At 45.8% G+C, this 26,129-nt stretch carries 10 protein-coding genes; 8 read left to right on the forward strand and 2 right to left on the reverse strand.

The window, feature by feature from the left end:
- The first annotated feature begins 267 nt into the window (after nt 1-267).
- Nucleotides 268-1,830, forward strand: coding sequence for a polysaccharide deacetylase family protein (locus IGI71_RS05825; RefSeq protein WP_430616234.1), 1,563 nt, complete (start codon nt 268-270; stop codon nt 1,828-1,830).
- 73 nt (nt 1,831-1,903) lie between these two features.
- On the opposite strand, the gene IGI71_RS05830 is transcribed toward IGI71_RS05825, so the two are convergent.
- Both IGI71_RS05830 and IGI71_RS05835 read right to left on the reverse strand, forming a co-directional pair.
- Entirely contained in the window at nt 1,904-2,788 is an 885-nt protein-coding gene (locus IGI71_RS05830; RefSeq protein ID WP_142962533.1) for a helix-turn-helix domain-containing protein, read from the reverse strand.
- Between the two features lie 216 nt (nt 2,789-3,004).
- The gene (locus tag IGI71_RS05835) at nt 3,005-4,600 is read right to left on the reverse strand and encodes an LPXTG cell wall anchor domain-containing protein (RefSeq protein WP_194186011.1); all 1,596 of its coding nucleotides are present in this window, start codon (nt 4,598-4,600) and stop codon (nt 3,005-3,007) included.
- 986 nt (nt 4,601-5,586) lie between these two features.
- Here IGI71_RS05835 and IGI71_RS05840 point away from each other — a divergent pair.
- From IGI71_RS05840 to IGI71_RS05870, 7 genes are all read left to right on the forward strand, one after another.
- Nucleotides 5,587-14,997: an Ig-like domain-containing protein gene (locus IGI71_RS05840; RefSeq protein WP_194186010.1), complete on the forward strand. Its 9,411-nt coding sequence runs from the start codon at nt 5,587-5,589 to the stop codon at nt 14,995-14,997.
- A gap of 102 nt (nt 14,998-15,099) precedes the next feature.
- On the forward strand, nt 15,100-16,569 hold the full coding sequence (locus IGI71_RS05845; RefSeq protein WP_142967184.1) for an adhesive domain-containing protein: 1,470 nt from the start codon (nt 15,100-15,102) through the stop codon (nt 16,567-16,569).
- A 14-nt stretch (nt 16,570-16,583) separates the two neighbouring features.
- Nucleotides 16,584-16,892, forward strand: coding sequence for a hypothetical protein (locus tag IGI71_RS05850; RefSeq protein ID WP_142967185.1), 309 nt, complete (start codon nt 16,584-16,586; stop codon nt 16,890-16,892).
- Nucleotides 16,889-17,536, forward strand: a complete 648-nt coding sequence (locus IGI71_RS05855; RefSeq protein ID WP_074535099.1) for a WxL domain-containing protein — start codon at nt 16,889-16,891, stop codon at nt 17,534-17,536. The genes IGI71_RS05850 and IGI71_RS05855 overlap by 4 nt, the downstream gene beginning before the upstream one ends.
- 111 nt (nt 17,537-17,647) lie before the next feature.
- A complete protein-coding gene (locus IGI71_RS05860) occupies nt 17,648-18,682 on the forward strand; it encodes a DUF916 and DUF3324 domain-containing protein (RefSeq protein ID WP_142967186.1) in 1,035 nt (344 codons plus the stop codon).
- Between the two features lie 615 nt (nt 18,683-19,297).
- Complete coding sequence (locus IGI71_RS05865) at nt 19,298-20,026, forward strand: LytTR family transcriptional regulator DNA-binding domain-containing protein (RefSeq protein ID WP_015509411.1); 729 nt, start codon at nt 19,298-19,300, stop codon at nt 20,024-20,026.
- 27 nt (nt 20,027-20,053) lie between these two features.
- Complete coding sequence (locus IGI71_RS05870; RefSeq protein WP_430616235.1) at nt 20,054-25,981, forward strand: bacterial Ig-like domain-containing protein; 5,928 nt, start codon at nt 20,054-20,056, stop codon at nt 25,979-25,981.
- Nucleotides 25,982-26,129: the final 148 nt, after the last annotated feature.

Here is a 26,129-nt window from a genome sequence, read left to right on the forward strand (position 1 = left end):
TGCCACATGCTGAATTATAAACAGAAAAAACTTCAAAGTACAAAAAGATATCTCTCATTATTTTTAAACAAAAAGAAAAAGCAGTGAACACGATATCATACTTGGCAGAATTGGTTTTCTTAAAAGCAGAATAAAGGATTTCTAAGAGCAATTCTCAAAATTTGTGAACAAAAAGAGAAGTTTATAAGAATCACTGTAACACTGTTGAAATATTATTACGATTATGTTACATTTTGTTTACGTTATTATGTTTGAGGGAGAATGTTTATGAAGAAATCAAGCAATGATTCAAATAATTCACAACATAGAGAAGCGACTTCTGAAAAACAAGTACCTATTTCGAGGGTCGAATCACATCAAAAGCAAACAACGGGAACGACAAGACGCACGCCAACTGCCAATCGTCAAGTTTCTAAAAAGAAGCCAACCCATCGCAAATATCTCTTTTCATTGATGACGCTGCTGACAATTGTCATTATCGCCACTGGGGGCTATATCGCTTTTACTTTGAAGCAGCAAGAAGCATTGGCACGCGAAAAATATGAAGCTGCCGCGCAAAAGCTATTAGCATCGATCCAAGAAGAACAAGCAAAAGAGGGAATTCCCGCAAAACTTGAAACATTGTCTGATGGCGACAAAAAAGAATTGATTTTCCGACCAAAAGAAGAAAATGCCATCCCTGTAAAGGATGCAAGTAAGAAATTATCGACCATGGCGAACCAGCTATGCAAAAAACACGCCGACAAAGAGACCGTTACGATCGCCCGGATTCAAGCACAAGCAGTTGCATCAAAAGTGTCAACCTATTCCTTAAAAGCGGACAGCTATGTTTGGAATCGGGAGACTGGGCGGTTTGAAGATGCGGATAGCGTGGTTGCCGATCCAATTTTTATTTCCGAGAAAACTGGCAATGAACTATCCTTGAAGGAATTAGTACCCGATGAAGGCAGCTTGTTAGGGATCCAGCAAGTCATTCAACAAAAGCTTTTGGATCAAGCCAAAGAACCGACTAAAATCCTTGATGCGGTTCTGGGGATGGACCGAATTACCTATGACTCGAAATTTACTTATGATCCTGAAAAAATAACGCTCCAGTTGCCGCAAAATCAAACAGGCGTATCCGAGATCACTTTGGCTTACAAAGAGATTGCGCCGTTTATTGATCCAGAGCTGGTCAATGCGGATCAATTGAAAGAGCAACAAGCGATGTTAGACGAAAACAAAAAATATGTTGCGTTGACTTTTGATGATGGACCAAATGATACTTCGACATTGGATCTCTTAAAAATCTTGAAAGACAATGATGTGAAGGCAACGTTTTTTGAATTAGGCCAAATGGTGGATCGATACCCTGAAGTCGCGAAAAAAGTCCATGAGGAAGGGCATGAAATTGCCAGTCACTCCTATTCTCATCCCCAATTAAATACGTTGTCGCCAGAGGAGGTCAAAGCGGAAATAACCAAAACGGACAAAGCCATCTATCAGGCGACAGGGGTCTTGCCTAAGAATTTGCGCCCGCCATATGGGGCGATCGATCAGCAAAGCGCCCAAGCGGCAGGAAAATCGATCATTCAATGGAGTGTTGATACCGAGGATTGGAAGCTGAAAGATCCAAACAAGATTTTGAAGGTCGTCCAAAACAATGTTTACGATGGATCGATTATTTTGCTTCATGATATTCATCCGAAATCTGTTCAAGCCGTGCCGGGCATCATCAAAGCACTCAAAGCGCAAGGCTATGAATTTGTGACGGTCGATCAATTGCTCAATGGCAGCCAAAAACCAATGTATCAATACTTTGGGGCGACAGACGAACGCAGCGTTAGCTAATAGCTGAAAAAAGGAAGTGACGGCAATTATCACTTCCTTTTTTTATTAAACGAACGATGCAGTTGCCGCTTTATCACTCGGAGGAGGCAAATGCTCGGAGGTAGTCATCATCCAGCAGTAAAGCAAAATCATCGGCAAGGGCACCTTGATCCAATTCTCGCATGATAGCTAGCATCTTTGTGGTAATCCTTTTGCCTGCTTTTTTGTCACCGGTTCTTAAGAGCAACACGCCTTGGAAAAACTTGCAGACGGCTTGGTGGAAAAATTCTTTGTAGTCTGTCGCCAAAAGTTTTAATTGGACGACGAGAACTTCCGTCGCATCGTATTGCTGGTGTTTTAGCGTATATTCGATCAAATTGATCAGTAGTGCGCAATAGATTTCCCGACCTTTTTCCATATCGATGTAGTATTCGAGCATCTTGGATACTTTTTTGAAGAAGAGGAAATTATGGTCGTTGTCCAAAAGATCGATGGTGTTGCCAAATAGTTGGATTTCTTGTAACGTCCAGCTCTCAACATCAACGAGATAGGAGATAATCGTTTGACGATCACATTCCAAAACCGCACGTTTCCGATAGACGCCATGCTCTGCCAAGCATTGCAGCATGCGAATCCGTGAGCGAACCTCTGCAATGCGGACATTGTTCAGTCGGCTAGAGGTTTGCTGCAGCTCCTGTAATAGAATTTGTAACTGGTTGATATCGTGCTTGTTTGAATATTGCGTGTACCGATGGTTGTAGCTGTTTTGCTCATCCAGCCGATAGCCATTCGCGATATAGAGAAATTCATCGATATCCATTGATAGATTTTCTAAGATTTGCAGCAGCAGGTTGGCAGCAATCTGATGCTTGCCTTTTTCAAATTCGATGGCATAGGATTTTGAAATAATCGTGCCATAGACTTCTTTTTGGGTGAAGCCTTTTTTCAATCGGATTTGTCTGATCGTTTCGCCATACATAAGAAAGCCTCCGCTCTCATTGAATTAATGAAATCATGTATCCCCATTATAGTAAAATAAGTCCAGTGTAGGAATTAAAAAGGTCTTATATTTCAGACCTCTTCTGATTTCATGAGAAAACAGTTGGCAATTTTTGTGATGATTGTTGGTTAGACAGATACAAAAATAAATTAAGCCAATTTAAAAACGTGAGAACGCTGGGTTCTCACGTTTTTTTTATTTCTCATGGCGACCTTTCTTTCGAAAGAAAAGTAGACCAGCAATTCCAATGACCATTATCCCGACAGCTTGCATCAAAAAGGATAAAAGTCTATTTTCGCCTGTTTTGGGTAAATAGCGATTGTCAGCTGCAGTGTATGAATTGATCTGTTGCTTATGATTTAGTCGGGTTTTTTCGCGCTCTTCATTATTGTCAAAGTTTTTCTTAGATGGGTCTTTAGGTTTTTGTTGAACAAGTTTTTTTCTGATCGATTTGACTCTAGAAGGAGTGTTGCTTTTCTGTTGTCTATGAATGCCGTTATCCAAATTTTTCGTTTTCATTGCTTTAGATGACGGAAGGGCTGCAATCTGTTCTTTTCCGTTAGGGTGAACAATCGTCAATGCTTTAGGTTCAGCATTGGCAGGAATTCCAGGTTGCGGGAATTCCGTTTGGCTTAAAGGTGTCGGTATCTTACTAGGTACAGCCATCGGAATTTTCGTCGGAACCAGAAATTCCTGCTTCTGGTCAATCAAAGTTGGCTTAGCGCTAGGTACAGCATAAGGCACTTTATTCGGCACCAAGGAATCAAAGGTTACTAAAGGAGTCGGACTTTTCTCTGGTACGGTCATAGGAGCTTTTGTCGGGACAAGAAATTCCTGCTTCTGGTTAATCACAGTTGGCGTAGCGCTAGGTACAGCATAAGGCACTTTATTCGGCACCAAAGGATCAGTGATTACTAAAGGAACGGGAATTTTCTCAGGTACAGCCATCGGAATTTTCGTCGGAACCAGAAATTCCTGATTCTGGTTGATCGCAGTTGGTGTAGCGCCAGGTACTGCATAAGGTATTTGATTCGGCACCAAGGAATCAAAGGTTAATAAAGGAACAGGAATTTTCTCAGGTACAGTCATCGGAATTTTCGTCGGTACCAGAAATTCCTGCTTTTGGTTAATCACAGTTGGCGTAGCGCTAGGTACAGCATAAGGTATTTTATTCGGCATCAAGGAATCAAAGGTTACTAAAGGAGTCGGACTTTTCTCTGGTACGGCTATCGGAGCTTTTGTCGGGAAAGAATCGTCTTTCTTTTTTATTGAAGATACCGCTGGTTCATCAGGTACAGCATAGGGAGCGCTCGTAGGTACTACCTCTTGCTCTACTTTTCCTGAGGGTTTTGGAACAGCAGGAGGTACGGCTTGTGGTGTTCTTCTGGGTTCTTCAGTCGATCCTTGTTGCTCTGGTTTGTCAGGTTTCATTTCTGGAACGGCGAATGGTTCTTTTGAAAGGGGAACTGTTTGCTCGTTTTGTTTTTTCAGCGCTGGTATCTGTTGCGGTTCACATGCTGGTTGTCTTTGCGAAGGAACTTGCAAAGTCGGATGAGGATCGGGCGCCTGTGCAGGTTTGCTTAATTGCTCGTTTGCAATCAATTGCTCCGCGTATTCCTTAGAAACGGCTTTGCCTTCGTCATACCAATAGTCACCATCTTTTAATAAGACGTGATGGGTGGTTGGATCGGTCAAATAGGATGGATCTTTTTCCTGTGCGAAGCAGGTTTCAACAGTGAAGGTTCCTAAAATTGCAGTGGTCATTAAACTTGTTACGATTTCTTTTTTCATAATCTTCTCCCTTACGTTTCTTTCTCAGACAAAACTAAGACATATCAATACAAGAATCATTACTAACCAATCCATCTTCTTATGCTCCTTATGTGGTATTAGAAGAAGACGATTGGGCAGCTGCGTTTCCTTCTTACCTGCAAGTATAATCAAAAAGAATCTAATAAATGCTTAGGTCCAAAATGTAAGACCAAATAGCTACTGAAAAATTTAGCACAGATAAACAAGAAGCAAATGATGTCTGAAGAAATTCTATTTCATGATGGCGCATGCTCAATTTTAATTGGGGATTTTCATTCCTTTTTTCACAGAACTTTTTACGAGCGTTTCGATTCCTTTTTATCATTAGTATGAGTTATTTTAGGGGATATCGTGAAAAACGACTGAATTATTTTTGTTTTTTTATTTTCGTAGGTAAAAAACGGGGTTGAAGACAAGAAAAAACAACATCATCGTTTTTCTCTCTTCTTGAGTATAAAGAAACAAATGTAATCGTATTCATTATGTTGGTTAATTATGAATAGTAAGGTGCTTTTTTGATAAAAAATGTTAGCATTTTATCGTTATGCATCTGTTTATAAGATAAATATAAATAATCTGCGCTTGTTTATAAAATAAATGTTTTATGTTTTGTAACGTTAATTTCAGTGTTTTTTTAATTATTTATCGTGTTTATAATTTGTTGGAAAGAAATAAATTTGCTAGAATTTTGTTACACAGTGTGTTCGATTAGTTATTTTATCTCTCGTTTTTCACAAGCGCATTCTAATGTGCTGTGAAACTATTTGAACAAAAATCACTGGGTTTTTCAGAAAGCATGCGAAAAAATCTTCGCTTTGCGATCGGTAACTTTTGTTTTCTCTCTATGCCTTTGGGTGTTGGGTTGAAATAGATTTTCATCTGGTTTAAAAGGGGGCAGGAATCATTCCAGAGATCATCAGTTTTATCTTTTGTCGGTTAAATTTTTTCGAACAGGAGGAGAATGAATGAAAGGCATTAATTACAAAAAGCTCATGGATTCAAAGAAAAATACACGCGTTCGAACAAAGAAAAACATTATTGCGAATTTAACTGTCAGTGGGATGTTGTTGACGAGTACGGTGGTCGTGCCAGCAAGTTTATTATGGGCACCAACGACGGTTGAAGCTGCTTTGGTTTCAGCTGAACTTTTCTCAGATATCACAGCGTCTAATAACTCAGGAACGAGTGCGTCTGCACCTTATGCAACGCCTGGTGCAACGAACCAAGTCAATTTCTCGATTTCTGGATCAAATGCAGTAACGGTTGATGTCTTGAACGGGGATAAAGTCGCAATTGTTGGGGTTCCTCAAGGTCTTACTGGTTTGGTTCAACCGGCAGGAAATGCATCGATTTCCACCAATGTGACACTACAACTGGGGAATTTCCCAGCCTTGCAAACATTGATCGGAACAGTCACACCAGCAGTCAATACCTTGATCAGCACGGTGGATGGGATCGTCAATCAAAATTTAGCTGACGCACTGGATATTCCGCCAACAATCCTACCCGGCGTACCAAATCCGTTGTATACGGCGGCTTCAATCGTAAATGTCAGCCAAGTGATCTCCGTCAACTTAAATGAAATTACGACCCAGTTAGACTTACTAAACCAACTCGGACAATTTGGCCAAGCGAATTTTGAAGTTCCAGCTGGACTAACCGAAAATGAACGTGCCCTGATTGCCAATGTGGATGATGGTTTATTTATCGTTGTCAATCAGCGCATCAATCAAATTCTTGATAATTTACAAGCGGCACAGATCCAAGTCAGTATTCTAGATGGTGCCAGCGGCATCCCAGGAATTGGTACCTTGATCAGCGGGATCAATACACTGGTACAAACGACGGTCAATACCGCCAAAGCGACTTTAAATGGCACGGTTGAAACTGCTCAAAATGTCTTGAATGCTACGACCAATCTAGCAGATCAGGTCGCTTCTGCTTCTGTTTTAGGCCAAACCAATGTGGTCATTCCAACGAATGTTATCAGTCCGACCTATGCACAATTGGTTGAAAATGGTGTGGCGAATCCATCTAATCCTTACGAAGCTCGCTTTGAAGCAACAATGTCTCAGCTTGACCTCATCACGATTGATTTATTTACGGATGCTGACGGCAATAACTCGATTTGGTTTGCACCAGACACACCAGAAGATCAAACCGATACACCAACGATCAATCCATTGACAGCAGGGGAAACGACGATCAACGGAACAGCTGAGCCAGGCGCAGCCATCACATTGGCGATCAACGGCGGTGCACCTATTACCACAACCGCAGATGGTGACGGCAATTGGACGACCGATGTCCCTGAATTGGTAGAAGGTGATACAGTCACAGCAGTAGCGGAAGCGGATGGGGAATCAGCGAGTGAACCTGCGACGGCAACGGTAGCAGCACCAGTGGTCAATGCCCCAACGGCTTCGATTACAGGAAACAGCACCGATGGGTATCCTGTGACGGGGACAGCCGCAGCAAATGCAGCCATTGAAATCACCAATGCCGAGGGTGAAGTCGTTGGCACTGGGACGGCAAATGAGAACGGCAACTACAGTATCACATTGAACCCAGCAGATGTAGCAGAAAATGAAAACTTGAATGTTGCTGTAATCGTTACTGCTGGCGGTCAAACTTATCGCAGTGGCAATACGCCAATCGTCGTTCCAGCAGACGATGCCGAGCAACAAACGGGAACACCAACGATCCAACCAGTGACTGCCGGGGATACAAGCGTCAGCGGAACGGCTGAGCCTGGTGCCTCGATTACTGTGACCGTCAACGGTGCAGATCCGATCGTGACGGAAGCCGATGAAGAGGGCAATTGGCGTGTTGATGTGGACGAAGTGTCAGAGGGCGATACGGTTTCAGCTGTCGCCGAACTAGAAGGACAAACACCAAGTCAGCCAGCAAGTACCACCGTGTCCGCCTTGACGGTCAATGCCCCAACAGCTTCGATCACAGGAAATAGTCAAGAAGGCTATCCAGTGACTGGAACAGCTGCACCAAATGCGGCCATTGAGATCACCAATGCGGATGGCGAAATTGTCGGAACAGGTACTGCCAATGAGAATGGCGTTTATACGGTGACGTTAGATCCAGCAGATGTTGCCGCGGAAGAAACCTTGAATGTGACGGCGGTTGTGACCGCTGGCGGCGAAACCTATCGAAGCAACCCGACACCTGTTGTGGTGCCTGCAGATATCCTGCAGACGGAAACACCAACGATCGATCCAGTCAGTGCTGGAGATACAACTGTTAGTGGGACAGCCGAACCGGGGGCAACGGTAACGATCACGCTTCCTGAAGGCGACCCAATCACGGCTGAAGCCGATGATGAAGGCAACTGGGAAGCAACGGTTCCTGAATTGTCAGAAGGCGATTCCGTGACGGTCGTAGCTGAGTCTGAAGGCAAAGATCCGAGTGCCCCAATCACCGTGAGTGTAAGTGGTTTGACTGTGGCGGCGCCAACAGCTACGATCACTGGAAATAGCACAGATGGGTATCCAGTAACGGGAACAGCGACTGCCAATGCAGCGATTGAAATTTTGAATGAAGCAGGCGATGTCGTTGGTAGTGGAACAGCCGATGACGATGGCAACTTCACGATCACCCTTGATCCTCAAGAGGTGGCAGCTGGCGACAACTTGCGGGTGGAAGCGATCGTGACGGCTGGTGGTGAAGACTATCGCAGTACAGGCACACCGCTTGTAGTTCCTGCAGATGATGTAGAAAACTTGACGGAAACACCAACGATCAACCCAGTAACAGCTGGGGATACGACTGTCAGCGGAACGGCTGAACCAGGGGCAACAGTGACGATCACGCTGCCTGAAGGCGATCCGATCACGGCAGAAGCCGATGATGAAGGCAACTGGGAAGCGACGGTTCCTGAATTATCAGAAGGCGATACGGTAACAGTCGTTGCCGAAGCTGATGGCAAAGATCCAAGTGCACCGATTACCGTGACCGTTGATGGTGTTACGGTCAGTGCACCGAGCGCTTCCATCACAGGCAATAGCACGGATGGCTATCCAGTCAGCGGAACAACGACGCCGAATGCGGCAATTGAGATTTTGAATGAAGCAGGCGATGTTGTTGGTAGCACGACGGCGGATGACACGGGTGCTTATACCGTGACCTTAGATCCAACCGATGTGGCGCCAGAAGAAGCCTTGCAGGTAGTGGCAGTTGTGACAGCAGGTGGTCAAGACTACCGTAGTAATGCCACGCCAATCACCGTACCAGCAGACATTGAACAAACAGGGACACCAACGATCGATCCGGTCACAGCAGGTGATACCACGATTAGCGGAACGGCAGAACCAGGGTCGACGGTTACTGTGACGATCACCGATCAAGAACCAGTAACGGCTGAAACGGATGACGAAGGAAACTGGCTTGCAGAAGTGCCAGCAGTCTCTGGTGGCGATACAGTCACGGTCGTTGCGGAAGCCGAAGGCAAAGAGCCAAGCGCGCCAATCAGCGTTGGAGTCAATGGAGTGACGGTAGCAGCACCAACAGCGATCATCAGCGGCAATAGTACCGATGGCTATCCAATCACGGGGACTGCACCAGCGAATGCAGCGATCGAAGTGCTGAATGAAGCAGGCGATGTGATCGGTACTGGCACAGCCGATGGGGATGGAAACTATACGGTAACCATCGCACCAGCCGATGCAGCACCAGAAGAAACCTTGTCTGTCGTTGCGATCGTAACAGCTGGCGGGGATGAGTACCGCAGTCCTGCCACACCAGTGACGGTCCCAGCAGATGAGCTTGAACAAACAGCATTACCAACCATCGACCCAATCAATGCAGGGGACACGACGATCAGTGGGACTGCCGAACCAGGCGCTACGGTGACGGTAACGATCCCAGGTGAAGAACCTGTGACTGGTGAAGCCGATGACGAGGGCAACTGGACGGTTGAAGTTCCTGAAGTTTCTGAAGGAGAAACCGTCACAGTGGTCGCACAAGCACCAGACAAAGACCCAAGTGCACCAATCAGTGTTGGGGTCAATGGATTGACGATTGCTACGCCAACCGCGAAGATCAGTGGCAATAGTACCGATGGGTACCCAGTAACGGGAACGGCACCAGCCAATGCAGCCATCGAAATCTTGAATGCCGATGACGAGGTGGTAGGTACTGGCACTGCCAATGACGAAGGCCAATACACGATCACGTTGACGAGTGATGATGCGTCTCCAGCTGAAACCTTACGGGTGGTGGCGGTAGTCACAGCCGGTGGTCAAGCCTACCGCAGTGCGGCTGCCCCAATCACAGTACCATTGGATCAAACCGCAGTCCCAACGATTGAATCAGTGACAGCCGGCGACACGACCATCAGTGGTACAGCTGAACCTGGCGCGACAGTCTCGGTAACGATTGGTGACGCAGAGCCAGTCACTGCCGAAGCAGATGACGAAGGCAATTGGACGGCAACGGTGCCCGAGGTTTCTCAAGGAGAAACAGTTACAGTGGTAGCGACCCTTGATGGGGAAACGCCAAGTGACGCAGCAACGGTCATCGTAAATCCACTTAGTGTGGCAACACCGACAGCAGCGATCAGCGGCAATAGTACAGAGGGGTATCCAGTTACAGGAACGGCAACGCCGAATGCAGCGATTGAGATCTTAAATGCAGCCGGTGAGGTTGTCGGCAGTGGCGAAGCAAATGAGGAAGGTGCCTACAACATCACATTGAGCAGCGACGATGTTGATCCTTCAGAAACGCTTCAGGTGGTGGCAGTGGTAACCGCTGGGGGCGATGAATACCGCAGTGCACCGCTTTCCATCGTGGTACCAGCAGACCAGACGACCACACCAACGATCGAGCCAGTGCAAGCAGGGGATACATCCGTCGGAGGAACGGCCGAACCTGGTTCAACGGTGACGGTGGAGATTCCTGGAGAAGATCCAGTGACTGCCGAAACGGATGAGGAAGGCAATTGGACGGTCACCGTACCAGAGCTTTCAGAAGGCGACACGGTCACAGTGGTTGCTGAAGCTGAAGGCAAAGACCCAAGTGAACCAATCAGTGTCGGTGTCGGTGCCTTGAACGTGGCAGCACCAACGGCAACGATCACTGGCAACAGTACTGACGGCTATCCAGTCACAGGGACAGCACCAGCCAACGCAGCCATTGAAATCTTAAATGATGACAATGAAGTGGTGGGCAGTGGGACTGCCAATGGAGACGGTGAGTATACGATCACCTTGACAGAAGGTGTTTCTCCAGCAGAAAACTTGCGAGTGGTAGCAGTGGTAACTGCTGGCGGTCAAGAATACCGCAGTCCAGCAACTACTATCGTGGTGCCAGAAGATAACGCAGAAGACCAAACAGCAGCACCGACTGTCGCACCCGTGGTTGCTGGGGCTACAACCGTTAGCGGAACGGCTGAACCAGGAGCAGAGGTAACCGTTGAACTGCCAAGCGGTGATACTGTTACAGTGGCAGCGAATGACGAAGGTGAGTGGACGGCAACTGTGCCGACGGTTTCTCTGGATGATGTCTTGACAGTTACTGCCTTGGCAGACGGCAAAACAGAAAGTTTACCAGTAACAGTGACGGTGCAAGGGCTGATCGTGGCAGCACCAACGGCAACGATTTCTGGCAATAGTGCAGATGGCTATCCAGTAACTGGTACAGCACCAGCCAATGCGGCAATCGAAATCTTAAATGCTGATGATCAAGTGATTGGCACAGGGACGGCCAATGAGAATGGTGTTTACACCGTTACCTTGACCAGTGAAGAGGCATCAGCAGGAGAAACGGTCCGTGTCATTGCCATCGTTTCAGCAGGTGGGGATGACTTCCGTAGTCAACCAACGGCTGTCGTGGTACCTGCGGATCAAACGGCGACACCAACGATCAATCCAGCAGTGGCTGGCGCAACAGAAATCAGCGGGACAGCCGAACCAGGAGCAACAGTCAGCGTGACGGTCGGTGAGGAAGACCCAATCACCGCTGAAGTTGACGATGAGGGCAATTGGCAAGCTGAGGTACCAGCGCTTTCTGAAGGAACGACTGTTACGGCAGTGGCAGAAATAGAAAATGAAACACCAAGTACACCAGCAACGATCACGGTCGGGGCATTAACGGTGGCGGCTCCTAGTGCGTCTATCAGCGGCAATGCAGCCGATGGCTATCCAGTGACCGGAACAGGACCAGCGAATGCGACCATCGAAATCTTGAATGAAGCTGGCGAGACAGTTGGAACGGGTACAACCGATGATGCAGGGCTTTACACGATCAATTTGACCAGTGAAGATGTCTCTCCTGAAGAAAACTTGACGGTGGTTGCGGTGGTCACAGCTGGTGGCAAGGATTATCGCAGTCCAGCGACACCGATCATGGTGCCAGCTGAACCGGGTGAAAATCAAACAACGGCACCAACGGTTGATCCAATCAAAGCAGGCGATGAAACAGTTAGCGGAACCGCCGAACCAGGCTCAACTGTGACTGTAACACTACCGGATGGCACAGAAGAAACCGCCGAAACAGATGACGAAGGCAACTGGAGTGTCGATGTGCCAGAATTGTCTGAAGGGGATACCATCACAGTCGTCGCAGACAGTGACGGCAAAGACCCAAGTGATCCAATCACTGTCATCGTTGAAGGAGTGACTGTCGCAGCACCAACAGCTTCCATCAGCGGCAACAGCACGGATGGCTACCCAGTGACTGGTACAGCACCAGCCAATGCAGCGATCGAGATCTTGAACGCAGCCAATGAAGTCGTTGGAAGAGGCACTGCCGATGGAGACGGCAACTATACAGTGGCCTTAACTGCTGAAACTGTCGATCCAGAAGAAACCTTAAACGTCGTTGCCATCGTTACAGCTGGTGGGAAAGAGTATCGCAGTAATCCAACAGCGGTCATCGTACCAGCAGATACGGTAGTGGATCAGACAGCTGCACCAACGATCGATCCAATCACGGCGGGGGATACCAGCATCAGCGGAACGGCTGAACCAGGTTCAACCGTGACGATCACCGTACCAGATGCGGAACCAATAACGGCTGAAACGGATGACGAAGGCAATTGGACGGCAGAAGTACCAGAAGTTTCTGAAGGCGATGCAGTCACTGTTGTGGCACAATCACCTGACAAAGAGCCAAGCGCTCCAGTCACAGTTGGTGTAGGTGCGTTGACGGTCACTGCTCCTAGTGCAACTATCACAGGCAATAGCACGGACGGCTATCCAGTAACTGGAACGGCACCAGCCAATGCCACCGTACAAATCTTGAATAGCGATGGACAAATCGTCGGTTCAGGAACTGCAGACGCAGAAGGAAACTACAGTATCACTCTTGAACCAACAGCTGTTGCACCAGCGGAAAGCTTAACCGTCGTTGCAGTTCTGACAGCTGGCGGCAAAGAATACCGCAGTAACGCGACACCGATCGTGGTACCTTTGGATCAAGAAGAGCAACAAACTGCAACACCAACGATCGATCCAGTCAAAGCTGGCGATACGACGATCAGCGGGACTGCCGAACCAGGTTCAACGGTGACGGTAACGATTGGGGAAAATGAACCGATCACGACCGAAACGGACGAAGAGGGCAATTGGACAGTCGAGGTACCTGAAGTTGCGGAGGGTGATACCGTCACTGTTGTGGCACAATCACCTGAAAAAGATCCTAGTGCACCAATCACAGTGAGTGTGGATGGCATCACGGTTTCAGCACCGACCGCGTCCATCACTGGCAATCCAGAGGATGGTTACCCAGTGACGGGGATGGCAGCACCAAATGCAGCGATTGAAATCTTGAATGAAGCGGGAGAAGTCGTTGGATCAGGCACTACCGATGAAAATGGCAACTACACGATCACGCTTTCTGGTGAAGCTGTTTCTCCTGAAGAATCATTGAATGTCGTTGCGATCATCACCGCTGGTGGCAAAGACTATCGGAGTAATGCGACACCAATCGTAGTGCCCGTTGAGAATACGATCGATCAAACCGCTACACCAATCATCGAACCAGTCACAGCTGGTGACACGACCATTACCGGTACTGCTGTAGCGGGAGCGATGGTCACCGTGACGGTAACAGGCGAAGAAGCGGTTGAAACCGAAGCAGATGAAGCAGGAAATTGGTCAGTGGACGTTGCGGAAGTTTCTCGAGATGAAATCGTAACAGCAGTGGCGCAAAGTGAAGGAGAAACCGCCAGTGAACCAGCAACGACCGTTGTTAATGGCATCACGGTCAACGCACCTTCAGCATCCATTACGGGTAATTCCCAAGAAGGCTATCCAGTAACTGGGAACGGGCCTGCCAATGCAGCGATTGAAATTTTGAATGAAGCGGGAGATGTCGTTGGAACAGGCACTACCGATGAAAATGGTGACTACACGATCACATTGACTAGCGAGGATGTCGCACCAGAAGAAAACTTATCGGTTGTGGCGATCGTCACGGCTGGTGGGGATGACTACCGCAGTAATGCGACGCCAATCGTCGTACCTGTCGATGATGAAAGCATCAAGACAGATACACCAACCATTGACCCAGTCACGGCTGGTGATACAACGATCAGCGGAACGAGTGAGCCAGGTGCTACGATCACCGTTACCATCAGCGATCCGTTAACAAGTAGATTCCTGACCATCTTCGCGGCTGAAGGACCAATCACAACGATCGCCGATCAAAATGGCGACTGGCGTGTTGAGCTATCCGCGGAAGCGACGGAAGGTGAAACCGTTACGGTTCTTGCTTTAGCAGATGGCGAAACCCTAAGTGATCCGACGACGACCGTAGTCGATGCTTTGACGGTTGATGCACCAGTTGCTACGATCACTGGCAATCCTACCGATGGCTATCCAGTCTTCGGGAATGGACCAGCCAATGCGACAATCGAAATCTTGAATGAAGCGGGTGACGTTGTCGGAACAGGAACGACCAATGGAAATGGTGCGTTTAGCATCACATTAGATCCAGAGGATGTTTCACCAGAAGAAACCCTTAACGTTGTTGCGATCGTTACAGCAGGTGGCAGAGAATACCGCAGTGCAGCAACACCAATCGTGGTACCAATGGGTGACAATGGCACGGATGGTTCAGATGGTACGGACGGTACGGACGGTACCGATGGCACGGATGGTACGGATGGTACTGATGGCACCAATGGTTCTGATGGTACGAATGGTACCGACGGAAGCAACGGCGCTTGGGGCAACTGGGGCAACTGGGGAAACAATAATTGGAACAGCAACAATAACAACCAAAGCTGGTGGGGAAGTAAATTCTTGCCGAAAACGGGATCAGAAGGAACCTGGTACGCTTCAGTGATTGGAGCAGCAGTCTTCGTTGTCGGAGGAATCGGCTTGTTCTTCAAAGCAAGAAAGAAAAAAGACCAGCAAAAATAGCATGACTTTACCAGCGGAGTGGACATCCTCCGCTGGTATCTCTAGTGAATCAAAACGTTGAAGCATTGATCATCGTTTCGTAAAGAAAGGGTTAGAAATGGTATGGAAAGCAGAAGGAGGGAAAAACGTTTTTACAAATGGACGATCGCTCAGTTGATTTTCTTGTTGACCAGCATCAGTTTCGTCAATTTGTATCTTTTAACAACGACCAAAGAAGCCGAGGCGGCAGTGAACGTATTAGATGTGGAAATTTTAAGCAATTTAACAAGTGCCAATACAAGTGGTACTTCAGCAAGTGCACCTTGGCCAGGCAGTGTGACAAATCGACCAGTGACTTTTTCGATCAAAGGGAACGGGGGTTTGAACGCTTCTGTCAATGTCAACGGTGAGGATAAATTTGCTTTGTTGGCGATCCCCACAGAGTTGAGAACTAGCATCAGTGCCAACGGATCAGCAGCTATCAAAACGTCGACCACAGTCAATATTGCCAATGTCCCGCTTTTGAATGCGATCTTAACAGCGCTTGATTCCTTGACCAGCTCATTAAATCTCAATCTCGGAATTGTGCAAATCGATTTAACGGCTGTCAATCAGCAAATTTCCTTGCTAAAAACTGTTGGTAATTTAGGCAATGTAGAAATAAGCAGTCCGTTGCAGTTCACCACCCAAAGAGAAGCGTTGTATGCCAATATGAGTTCGAACCTCGGTGTCGTTTTAGGAACCAATGTCCCGCAAATTTTACGGAATTTAAGCACGGCGATTCAAAATACCCAGATCCGAGTGATCGGCATCGATATTGGTGGTGTCGTTCGTGCATTGCTGCAAGGGTTGCTGAATACCTTGCTTAGCACCGTAACGTCAGCGTTAAATAATTTGGCAACCGTCCAAGAACAAATGGCGGATGCAGCCGTTTTAGGAGCAACGGATGTTCAAATTCCGACGCTACTTTCGGGTCCAGGACAGTTGTCCGCAAATTGGACCGCCAATTTTTCGGCTTCTGTGTTGAAGGCAAAGCCGACGGACATCAATCTCTTGAACTTTAGTGCGCTAAATATCAGCAGTCGCCAAACCATGATTTATTTCATGGTCGAAGCACTGACGATGGATCGGACAAATCTGCCGACTCAGCTGAATTTTGGCCGACATGCCATTCAAACGAAAAAGAGTGAGACATGGCGGGCAACCGCCAACGGCGACCAAAGCGCAGCAGCTACAACTGGGATTTTACGGATCAATGATACCCGCAATCGTCAGAAAAAATGGCAAGTCAAGGTCAGACAATCCACCAATTGGGTCAATGGTACGCGAACATTGGCAGCTGCCGAATTAAGGGTTCAGCTTGGAACTGTCAATTCGTCATTTACAGACGGTCGAGTGGTTTTACCTGATAATGCAACGATTGCCCTGCAGCAAAATGTCGAAAAAAATGTGGTGACGTTGGAAAATGCGGCATCGACTGGTGGACTGACTGTTAATTTTTCCCAGTTCAATTTATTTGTACCTGAGAAAACACCGAAATTTCAAGGTCAGTATCGCGCCACAGTCGTGTGGACCGTTTCTGATACACCTTGAAAAGGAAGAGCAGAATGAAAAAAAATTCCCTTGTGCTGCTCCTGATTTTGATGATCGGCAGTTTCTACAGTATCGTTCCATCAGCAGTAGCCAATACGACGACCGGCAACATTGAGTTTTATGAAGGACCAACGGAAACAGCTAGCAGTGATTCCATTGATGAAGAAATTGAACCACCGACCAGTCAAGAAACGGTCACTAACGCAGAAGAACCGCTGCCACAGCTTGCAGAAACCAATCACTTTTGGTTGCCCGTAATAGGCGGATTCTTCACTAGTATGGCATTGATCATTTGCATCAAAAAAAGGAGGATGGCAAAATGATTTCAAAGAAAACGATAATAGGCGCATTGGGGGTATTGACTGCACTTAGCATTGGTGCGACAGTGCAAGCAGATGACACGACCGGTGTCGTAGAATATACCTCTGGGGGCATCGTGTTTGACCCGGATAAAGGCGGGAGTGATCCCAATACGCAGCTACCAACGAATTTAGATTTTGGTGCCCATGAAATCCAAACAGAAAATGCCGAAACATGGGTGGCTACTACGGATGGAACTGGACTACCTGGGGATGGGTCAACGCTGCAAAGAGGGGCAGTTGCGGTCAGCGATAACCGAGGACAGGCGAACTCTTCTTGGGCGATCAAAGTACGGCAAGCAACCCAATTTACGGCAGGAGACAGCACGTTGGACGGTGCGGTATTAACGGTAGATACGGGGACGTTGACCAATAACTTGAGTTCGCCGCCAACAGGAACCAGTGATATTGCCAATGGCGAGCTTGATTTTGCGGCGATCAACAATGAGTATGCGTTCTTGACCGCCAATGCTGGCGAAGGGATTGGTGAAACGTCGATGCCTTTAGAACAATTTACCCTTTCGATCCCAGCTAATACGGAAAAACAATCAGCAACCTACCAAACGACCCTCGTTTGGACGATCAGCAGTGCGCCGACGACCCCATAGGGCAGTAGTCATTGCGTAACAGTTAGCAGAAAAAAAGCAGCTTGCCTGAGCGGCTGCTTTTTATGCTAGCTGATTTTTCTTTCCTATTTTGTGTAGAAAGGATCTGACAGGATGCATCAGAAGAAAGTTCGAGGCAAAGGATTTCAGTATTGGGTAGTAAGTATTCTAACGGTCTTATTTTTCATTGGTACGAGCATTACGGGGGCAGCAGATTCACTTGATACCTTCGATGTTCAAATCAAATTGCCAGAGTCACAGCAAGACAAAGAGCTGATGTACTATGATTTGTTGCTGGAGCCCAAGGCAGAAGAAAAACTAGCGGTCATGGTTTCCAATAAAAGCGAGCAACCAATCAATCTACAGCTATCCTTTAATCGAGCGGTCACGAATATGACGGGCGTCGTTGAGTATTCTGGGGCAAATGAGGAAGCAACGCCTTCTGCTCCATACGCGATCGAAGAACTCGTCACTTTAAGTGATGAAACTCTTTCGTTAGCCCCTAGTGAGCAAAAAGAAATCACCTTGACAGTCCAGATGCCATCTGAATCCTTTGATGGGATTTTGGCAGGGGGACTATACGTCCAGCAAACCGGCAGTGAAGAATTTCAAGGAAATGTCCAAAACCTACTAGCCAGAGAAGTGGCGGTGTTGCTCCGTAACAAAGAGACCGACATCCCACCAGCGGTTCGGATTGAGGAAGCCCATCTGGAAGAAATCAATCGCCGCAATGTCATCATCGTAGCGGTGGAAAATACAGCGGCAAATTATCTTAGCAAGGCCACGCTTGCTTATGAAGTGTTTCATGATGGACAAGCAACAGCGATCAAAGGAGAAAAAGAGATCCAATTAGCGCCCAATGCGTTAATGAATTACGCACTGCCATTAGATGGAAACGAACTGCAATCAGGAGAGTATGAAATAAAAACGACCCTCAAAGCAGCTGATCAACAATGGCAAGGAGAGCCGACCTTCCAAGTTGCAAGGCAAGAAGCGCAAGAAAGAAACGAGCAAGATGTCAGTATTAAAGAAACCTCTTCGCCGATCCTTCTCTATTTATTGATCGGTGGTGTTTTATGTCTGATCATCGCCTATTTGATTTGGCATAATCGTAAGCTGAAGCGAGCATTGAATAAAAGTGATGATTAGCAGGTAGTGGAAATCAACGGTGGTTGCAGGAAAAGTCTACTATTATAGTAAGAAATGTTTTCAAATAGCTAAAAGCAGTACCACTCATAAAAAGAATCAGGAAAGAAAACCATTTATCATTGAGAATAAATGGTTTTTTCGTGTTCCGCACGTTTTGTTGAGAACAGTGCAGAGGGAATTTTGACATTCGCCAATAGGAGTTCATGTCATCACTGATGAATAATTGTTCTTCAATCATTGAAAGGAGAGAAGCATCCAGTGGAAAATAAATAACGTTTGTGATGTTGGGTTCTGATCGTTTTTTTTCACATGAAATTATCATAAAACTTTACATAATAATGTTTCCGCTTCCCTTGAAGTCTTTCGTAGATATTGTTAAAAAAACATAATATTTTTCTGATGGCTACGCTTACTCCCTTATAAAAGCTTTAAGAAAACTCTTTAGCGTGTCTTTTTATCTATAATAGGTTTAGAACAATTACAGCGTCTTTTCTTACTTTGTTTTTAATTTAAACTACCTTTTTTGCATGAATGTTTCTTTAATTCGTTTGAAAGTGCAAGCAGGCATTTTTGATTAAGAATACAATTAGAAATGATGCAAAAAGGAGAATTAAGATGTCTGCAAATTTGAGCAATTTCGCTGTTTATATAGTAGATGACAACTTTTTTAATGGGAATTTGATGAAGAAAATGATTACGGAAAGTCGTGTTCCGCATTCTTTAGTGCAGATTCTTTCACCTGAAGAATTAGCCCCTTTTCTTGACGGATACCTAACAGATGTGAACGATCTCTTCTTATTTTCCATTGAAATGAAAGGATTTGATCGAAGTTTTCAATTAGCAGGAAGCTTGAGAGAACAATGCAAAAAGTGTCAAATCGCTTTTTATGGTGCCTATGCCTCCAAAATCGAAATCAAGAAGCTGAATCTTATCTGTCCTTTAGGGATCATCGATACAAAAGAAAAGGAGGTGGCAATGCAGCTAAGAAATTTATTAACGGAAGCGATCGAAGTCAAACGATCATTACTCGGAAAAAAGCACTTATTAAAAATCGTCAGTAAAAGAGAGTTGATGGTGGTTGATGCAGAAGCAATCAACTATATTACAACGATCAAAGGAGAGCGAAACCGAATCGCTTTTCACCAAAAAAAGTCGATCGAATTCCTCGAAACTTCCTTGAAGGTGATCAAACAATTAGAGCTGCCAGAGTATTATAACGTCTTCAAATCCTACATTATCAATGCGCGACAAATCAAAATGATCGATCGAACAAACAATGTTTTGTGCTTTTTTAATGGAGAAGAGTTAGAAGTCGGGAAAAAAATCCGTAAGGCAATCAGTTAAAACTACATACATTTATTGGAGGAAAAAATGAATAAGAGAAGCAAAAGAATTTGTCATGGGATCGTTGTTACCGCACTAGGAATCACTCAAGTGATCACTCCGATCATGGCGATAGCGGAAACAACCGAACAAGAACAGACCGTCAACACGCTAGACAAATCCGATCAACTACTAGAAACGATGACTGAATCGACAAATGATGCTAACGGAAACGAAGCACAAGCAGCTGAGGATGCTGAAACAGATTATTCTTCCGAAGCGAACAAAGAAGAATCATCAGCTGGTTCAGAAAACACGGAACCAAGTGAAACGACCACATCGGCTTCCTCAAATATAACGGAAGATTCTAGCCATGCGAGACAAGAAAGTTCTTCAACATCCGATTCAAAAGAAACCAAAGAAGAGCAACACACACCTCGTGTCAGCACGCGCATCAATGACCAAGAACTTTTGGAAAAAGGCACCCTGCTGACCATTTCTGGCGAAGAATTCAGCCGAACGGAAGAAACACGAATCTTAAACAATAGTCCAGTGAAACTGAAATTGGATTTTGAAATCAATGACAAAGATTATTTCGCTGGCACCACTGCTGTTTTTGACTTGCCGCAAGGCCTTGGCTTTAGTGATGTGCAAGGAACCAATGAAGCGATCAATGCATCGTGGGCTGTAGATAGTGCAGCTCATCAACTGATGATCACGTTTAATCAATCGGTTCATGATGCCTCTTTTTCGATCGAGTTGACTAGTTATCTATATTCAGAAGATAAGCCTCAGCTAACGATTGAGATCGGCGATCAAAACCAGACAAGCTATGCGATTGATTTGTATGAAGAGGTCGATCCGATTCAATATGTGTCAGAAAAAAATGTCTTTGGGATGGAAGGAATGGTTTACTACAATACCGATCGGATGTTGTCTGGGACAGAGACCCTCTCATTGCGATTGGTTGATACACCGGGAGCAGTGTTCAAAAAGATTGACACTCAACCATTAGAAGTTTTCAGCTATGAGGTCGATATCAATGGGAAAATCAAGCCAGAAACGCAGACAGCATTAGCTGAAGGGACTGACTATACGATCGCTTCAAATAGTCTCTATAATACTGCTGTTGAAATCAAACAGATGGACAAACAAAGGGCTTATGGGGTTTCTTATCAATTCACCATGAGTTTGACCGAGCTGACGGATTATACTGCTTCTTTTTCAAAAGGGTATCCAACGACCGGATTTGGTTCGGTACAGCTAAAACAAACAACTGCCCAAAACAGAGGGTTTTCCTTTATCGCAAAAACCAGCAAAGATGAAAAAGAAGTCGATTCTAGGTATTATATGGGGGTTGCTTCTGCCAGTTTTATGAATGGCCTTTCTAAAGGAAACTACTATGTATCAATTCATCAAATGCCGACGGAGATGAAAGCTGGTCAACAAATCATCCTTTCGAGTCAAAACGGACAGCCGATCACGGCGAAACAGTTAACAGCAAGAGATGCCTTCTATCAAAATGTGACTTTTGCGGATTATTTTTCTGTCGAAAATAACGGGGACAAACTGATTGTGACCGCTACAAAAGACAGCAATCTCACTCTTGGTTCCACGAACGTAACCGTACCCTTTGATCAGAAAGATATCATTCTTAATGTCTCGACACCGTTGATCGCCAATAGAGAATTCAAAATCGTTGAAGACAACTATGTCGAACCAATCAGTGTTCTTAATCCCAACAATGCTGAAACGGCTTGGGGAAATTATGAGCAAAATGGTGCTTACATGAGTGATACTTCCATCAACATCGAAGGCAGAAACTCACAACCAATCGAAAATTTACAAATGTTTATTGAACACCCAGAGTATCTTTCTTTGAGAAAGGTACCAAAAGTCAGTTTTTACTACACATTAGGAAAAGATTATACGATTGAAGAAGTAGCAGGAGGAACGATGGTCACCTTTACGTCGCCCATTACCTATTCCGTTCAATTTGATATTGGCTTCAATTACGTGCCAGACAGTTTAGCACCGACAAAATCGATTCCTAATGATACAATTCCAATCACGATTTCCGCAACGGGACTTGACACGGTTCATACCTCCGTCTATACCGGTAGGAAACTGTACTCTGAACGCACGCTCCAAAGCAGTAAGAATCAGTTTTTAGTCAACGCGCGTCAAGATACCATCAGTGATTTGACCGTTGAAACTCATGTACCGAAAAATACCGATGTCGTGTTTTCGATCATCGATGTTTCCAATGAACAAGTCAGTGGCATTTATCCACAGTATTGGGATCGCGGTTATTATGATAACCAAGCCATGAAGGAAAGTGATCCGAATTATCCAACGATCACCCATGATGAAGAAACCAACTATTATACCTTTGATTTTGGGACGACCAATCGGCGCTACATTATTTCCTATCAATACGCCAATGGATGGCAGGAAATGAGTACGATTTATGTACCTGGTTATGCAAAAGAACCGTTATCTAATAATCAACAAGGCACAGCCACAGTTTCAGTATCCAATACGGCGACAGATATTATTGGCATTACGCAAAATACCGTCAATAATACGAAAAACATGACGCAGGTCAAGGTCACGACAAAAAATATCGATGATGGCTCGAAAAAAGTAGCAAATCCAACGATCCTTCTAAAATCGTTAGGGAACACCAATGGCGAAATCGATTTAGGATCGATCACTGTTTCGAATGTGCCAGATGACAGCTATGAAGTCAAAGAAGTTGATGGGAACGTACAGCTTGTCTTTTCAAACTATGTTCTAACGAAAAATATCGAAATCAGTTACAACGTCCTTTCACAAAACGCCGGCCAAATCTCAGCCTCAGCCACGATCGTTTCTGATACGATCGATACCTTGTCGGAAGCCAAACGGACGGCTACCTCGACGGTGGCCAATCTGCAATTTTCGGCAGGCGATTCCAGCGGGATCATCTACAAAACCAATGCGACGCTTGATGTTTATAATACCGAAGAACCAACTGAGAAGATTGCGGGGGTTACTTTGACGCTTTGGAATCAATTGACTGGAGATATCGTTTCTGTCGTAACGGATGAAAATGGAGAATACCAATTAACTGATATTTATACGGGGAACTATACGCTTTATGTTTCCTACGTCCCAGAAGGTTACGTCATACCACAGGAACTTCAGCTTGGTAAAGAGGTGCAAGTGAACCGGACGGGCAATCATCTTTCTGTCGGCATCACACCAGAAGAAGACTTGTCGACGATCGACGCCAAGGATAGCACGATCTACGTGGGAGATGAATGGCATGCTGAAGACAACTTTGTTTCAGCGACAGACAAACACGGCAATGCGTTGACCTTCTCGGAAATCACAGTCAATGGCGAGGTCGACACGACAAACGTTGGCACCTATGAGGTCAAATACATCAACGGCAGTGTTAGTCAAACAGCGACGATCACCGTGGTTGCCAACCAAGAAACGGTAGCAGCCAAAGACAGCACGTTATATGTGGGCGATGCATGGACAGCAGCTGATAATTTTCTATCGGCAACGGATAAAGACGGCAATGCAGTGACAATCGCAGACGTGACTATCAACGGCGAAGTTGATACGGACACACCAGGAGAATACCAAGTCATTTATCGCAATGGCAAAGCCGAAGCGACAGCCACGATTACCGTGTTAGCTGATCAAACATCAGTCAAAGTAAAAGATAGCACCTTATACGTCGGGGACGACTGGCATGCGGTTGATAACTTTGTTTCGGCAACGGACAAAACAGGAGCGAATGTACCATTTTCAGGAGTGACCGTTAGTGGAACCGTGGATACTTCCAAAGAAGGTCAATATCCAGTGGTTTATCAAAACGGCAATCAAAAAGCAACAGCGACGATCACCGTGGTTGCCAATCAAGAAACAGTCGTTGCCAAGGATAGTACACTTTATGTTGGAGATGCGTGGGAGCTTGCGGATAATTTTGTTTCAGCAATGGATAAGAAGGGACAACCGTTAAGCTTGGCAGAAGTCACCACCAGTGGTGACGTGGATACGAAAGTACCAGGAGAATACCAAGTCATTTATCGCAATGGCAAAGCCGAAGCAACTGCCACGATTACCGTGTTAGCGGATCAAACGAGCGTTCAAGCTAAAGACAGTACTTTATATGTCGGTGATGAATGGGAAGCCGCCGACAACTTTGTTTCCGCAACGGACAAAACCGGATCAAACCTACCATTTTCAGGAGTGACGGTTAGTGGGTCAGTCGATACCTCCAAAGCAGGCGAATATCCAGTGGTTTACCAGAATGGCCATGTTAAAGCAACGGCGACGATTACGGTCGTTGCCAACCAAGAAACGGTAGTCGCCAAAGATAGTACGATTTATGAAGGCGATGACTGGCAAGTCGCCGATAACTTTGTGTCGGCAACAGATAAAGACGGCAACGAAGTAAAACTGGCTGATATCACAACGATAGGTACAGTCGACAGCGCCATACCAGGGAAATATGAAGTAATTTATCGCAATGGCAAAGCTGAGGCGAAAGCGACGATCACCGTGTTAGCTGAGCAAACATCAGTTAAAGCCAAAGATAGCACCTTATATGTCGGGGATGACTGGCAAGCAATCGACAACTTTGTCTCAGCCACAGACAAAACCGGAGCAAACCTACCATTTTCAGGAGTGATTGTTAGCGGATCAGTTGATACGAGCAAAGAAGGTCAGTATAAAGTTACTTATAGCAATGAGAAAATGGAAGCTATTGCTACGATTACGGTCGTTGCCAACCAAGAAACGGTAGTCGCCAAAGATAGTATGATTTATGAAGGTGATGACTGGCAAGCTGCTGATAACTTTGTGTCGGCAACAGACAAAGACGGCAACGCAGTAAAACTGACTGATATCACAACAGTAGGTACAGTCGACAGCGCCACACCAGGGAAATATGAAGTGATTTATCGCAATGGCAAAGCCGAAGCAAAAGCGACGATCACCGTGTTAGCTGATCAAACAAGCATTAAAGCTAAAGACAGTACCCTATACGTCGGCGACGATTGGGAAGCTGCCGACAACTTTGTCTCAGCCACAGACAAAACGGGAGCAAGTCTACCGTTTTCAGGAGTGACGGTTAGTGGCACAGTCGATACCTCCAAAGCAGACGAGTACCCAGTGGTTTATCAAAATGGCAATGTAAAAGCAACTGCGATGATTACGGTCGTTGCCAACCAAGAAACGGTAGTTGCCAAAGACAGTACGATTTATGAGGGTGAAGACTGGCAAGCTGCCGATAACTTTGTGTCTGCAACAGATAAAGACGGCAAAGAAGTGCAACTGACTGATATCACAACAGTAGGTACAGTTGACAGCACCACACCAGGCAGATACCAAGTAACCTATCGCAATGGCAAAGCCGAAGCCACTGCCACAATTACCGTGTTGGCAGACCAAACCTCTGTGACTGTGAAAGATAGCGTGATTTATGTCGGTGACAACTGGACAGCAGCCGACAATTTTGTCTCCGCTACAGATCGTGACGGTAAGTCACTCGCATTGGAGCAACTGCTGGTGGACGGTTCGGTGGATACGAAGAAAACGGGCACCTATCAAGTCACTTATTCAATCGTCACTGATGAAGCAGCAAATCCTAACTTTTTCGCACGTTTATTTGGTACTCGCTCACAAGAAGCAGTCACCGCCACAGCGACGATCAAAGTCGTTGAAAAAGCAGAAGAACCAGAAGAGAACGATCAGCAACCAGAGAAAGATGATTCTGACAAAGGGCAACAAAAACCAACGGATGAAGGGCAGACTGACAAACAAACCAAAGCGACCGCAAAGGACAAACGGGTGCTACCAAAGACTGGTACAGCCATCACTCAAGGCTATTCGATTGCAGGAGTGAGCCTTGTTGCTCTAGCGGGGATCGTCTTCTTTCGTAAGAAACACACGAACAAAAGCAGAAAAACGAAATAAGTCGCAATGACTCTAGCAGCGGATATCGTGAAAGATATCCGCTGTTTTTTTTAATACCTGCTGTATTGCGGTTTTCTTGTCCGATAAGCAGCCGTATAAAGAAGATATAAAGATGCTAGCAGAAGATTTACACTATTTTTATTTCTTT

The sequence above is a fragment of the Enterococcus sp. DIV1279b genome, from assembly GCF_050531515.1.
Classification (GTDB): domain Bacteria; phylum Bacillota; class Bacilli; order Lactobacillales; family Enterococcaceae; genus Enterococcus_D; species Enterococcus_D casseliflavus.

Excerpts from the sequence above, each read along its gene's own strand:
- IGI71_RS05825 (WP_430616234.1), top strand. The coding sequence starts at position 268 with ATGAAGAAATCAAGCAATGATTCAAATAATTCACAACATAGAGAAGCG.
- IGI71_RS05830 (WP_142962533.1), bottom strand. The coding sequence starts at position 2,788 with ATGTATGGCGAAACGATCAGACAAATCCGATTGAAAAAAGGCTTCACC.
- IGI71_RS05835 (WP_194186011.1), bottom strand. The coding sequence starts at position 4,600 with ATGAAAAAAGAAATCGTAACAAGTTTAATGACCACTGCAATTTTAGGA.
- IGI71_RS05840 (WP_194186010.1), top strand. The coding sequence starts at position 5,587 with ATGAAAGGCATTAATTACAAAAAGCTCATGGATTCAAAGAAAAATACA.
- IGI71_RS05845 (WP_142967184.1), top strand. The coding sequence starts at position 15,100 with ATGGAAAGCAGAAGGAGGGAAAAACGTTTTTACAAATGGACGATCGCT.
- IGI71_RS05850 (WP_142967185.1), top strand. The coding sequence starts at position 16,584 with ATGAAAAAAAATTCCCTTGTGCTGCTCCTGATTTTGATGATCGGCAGT.
- IGI71_RS05855 (WP_074535099.1), top strand. The coding sequence starts at position 16,889 with ATGATTTCAAAGAAAACGATAATAGGCGCATTGGGGGTATTGACTGCA.
- IGI71_RS05860 (WP_142967186.1), top strand. The coding sequence starts at position 17,648 with ATGCATCAGAAGAAAGTTCGAGGCAAAGGATTTCAGTATTGGGTAGTA.
- IGI71_RS05865 (WP_015509411.1), top strand. The coding sequence starts at position 19,298 with ATGTCTGCAAATTTGAGCAATTTCGCTGTTTATATAGTAGATGACAAC.
- IGI71_RS05870 (WP_430616235.1), top strand. The coding sequence starts at position 20,054 with ATGAATAAGAGAAGCAAAAGAATTTGTCATGGGATCGTTGTTACCGCA.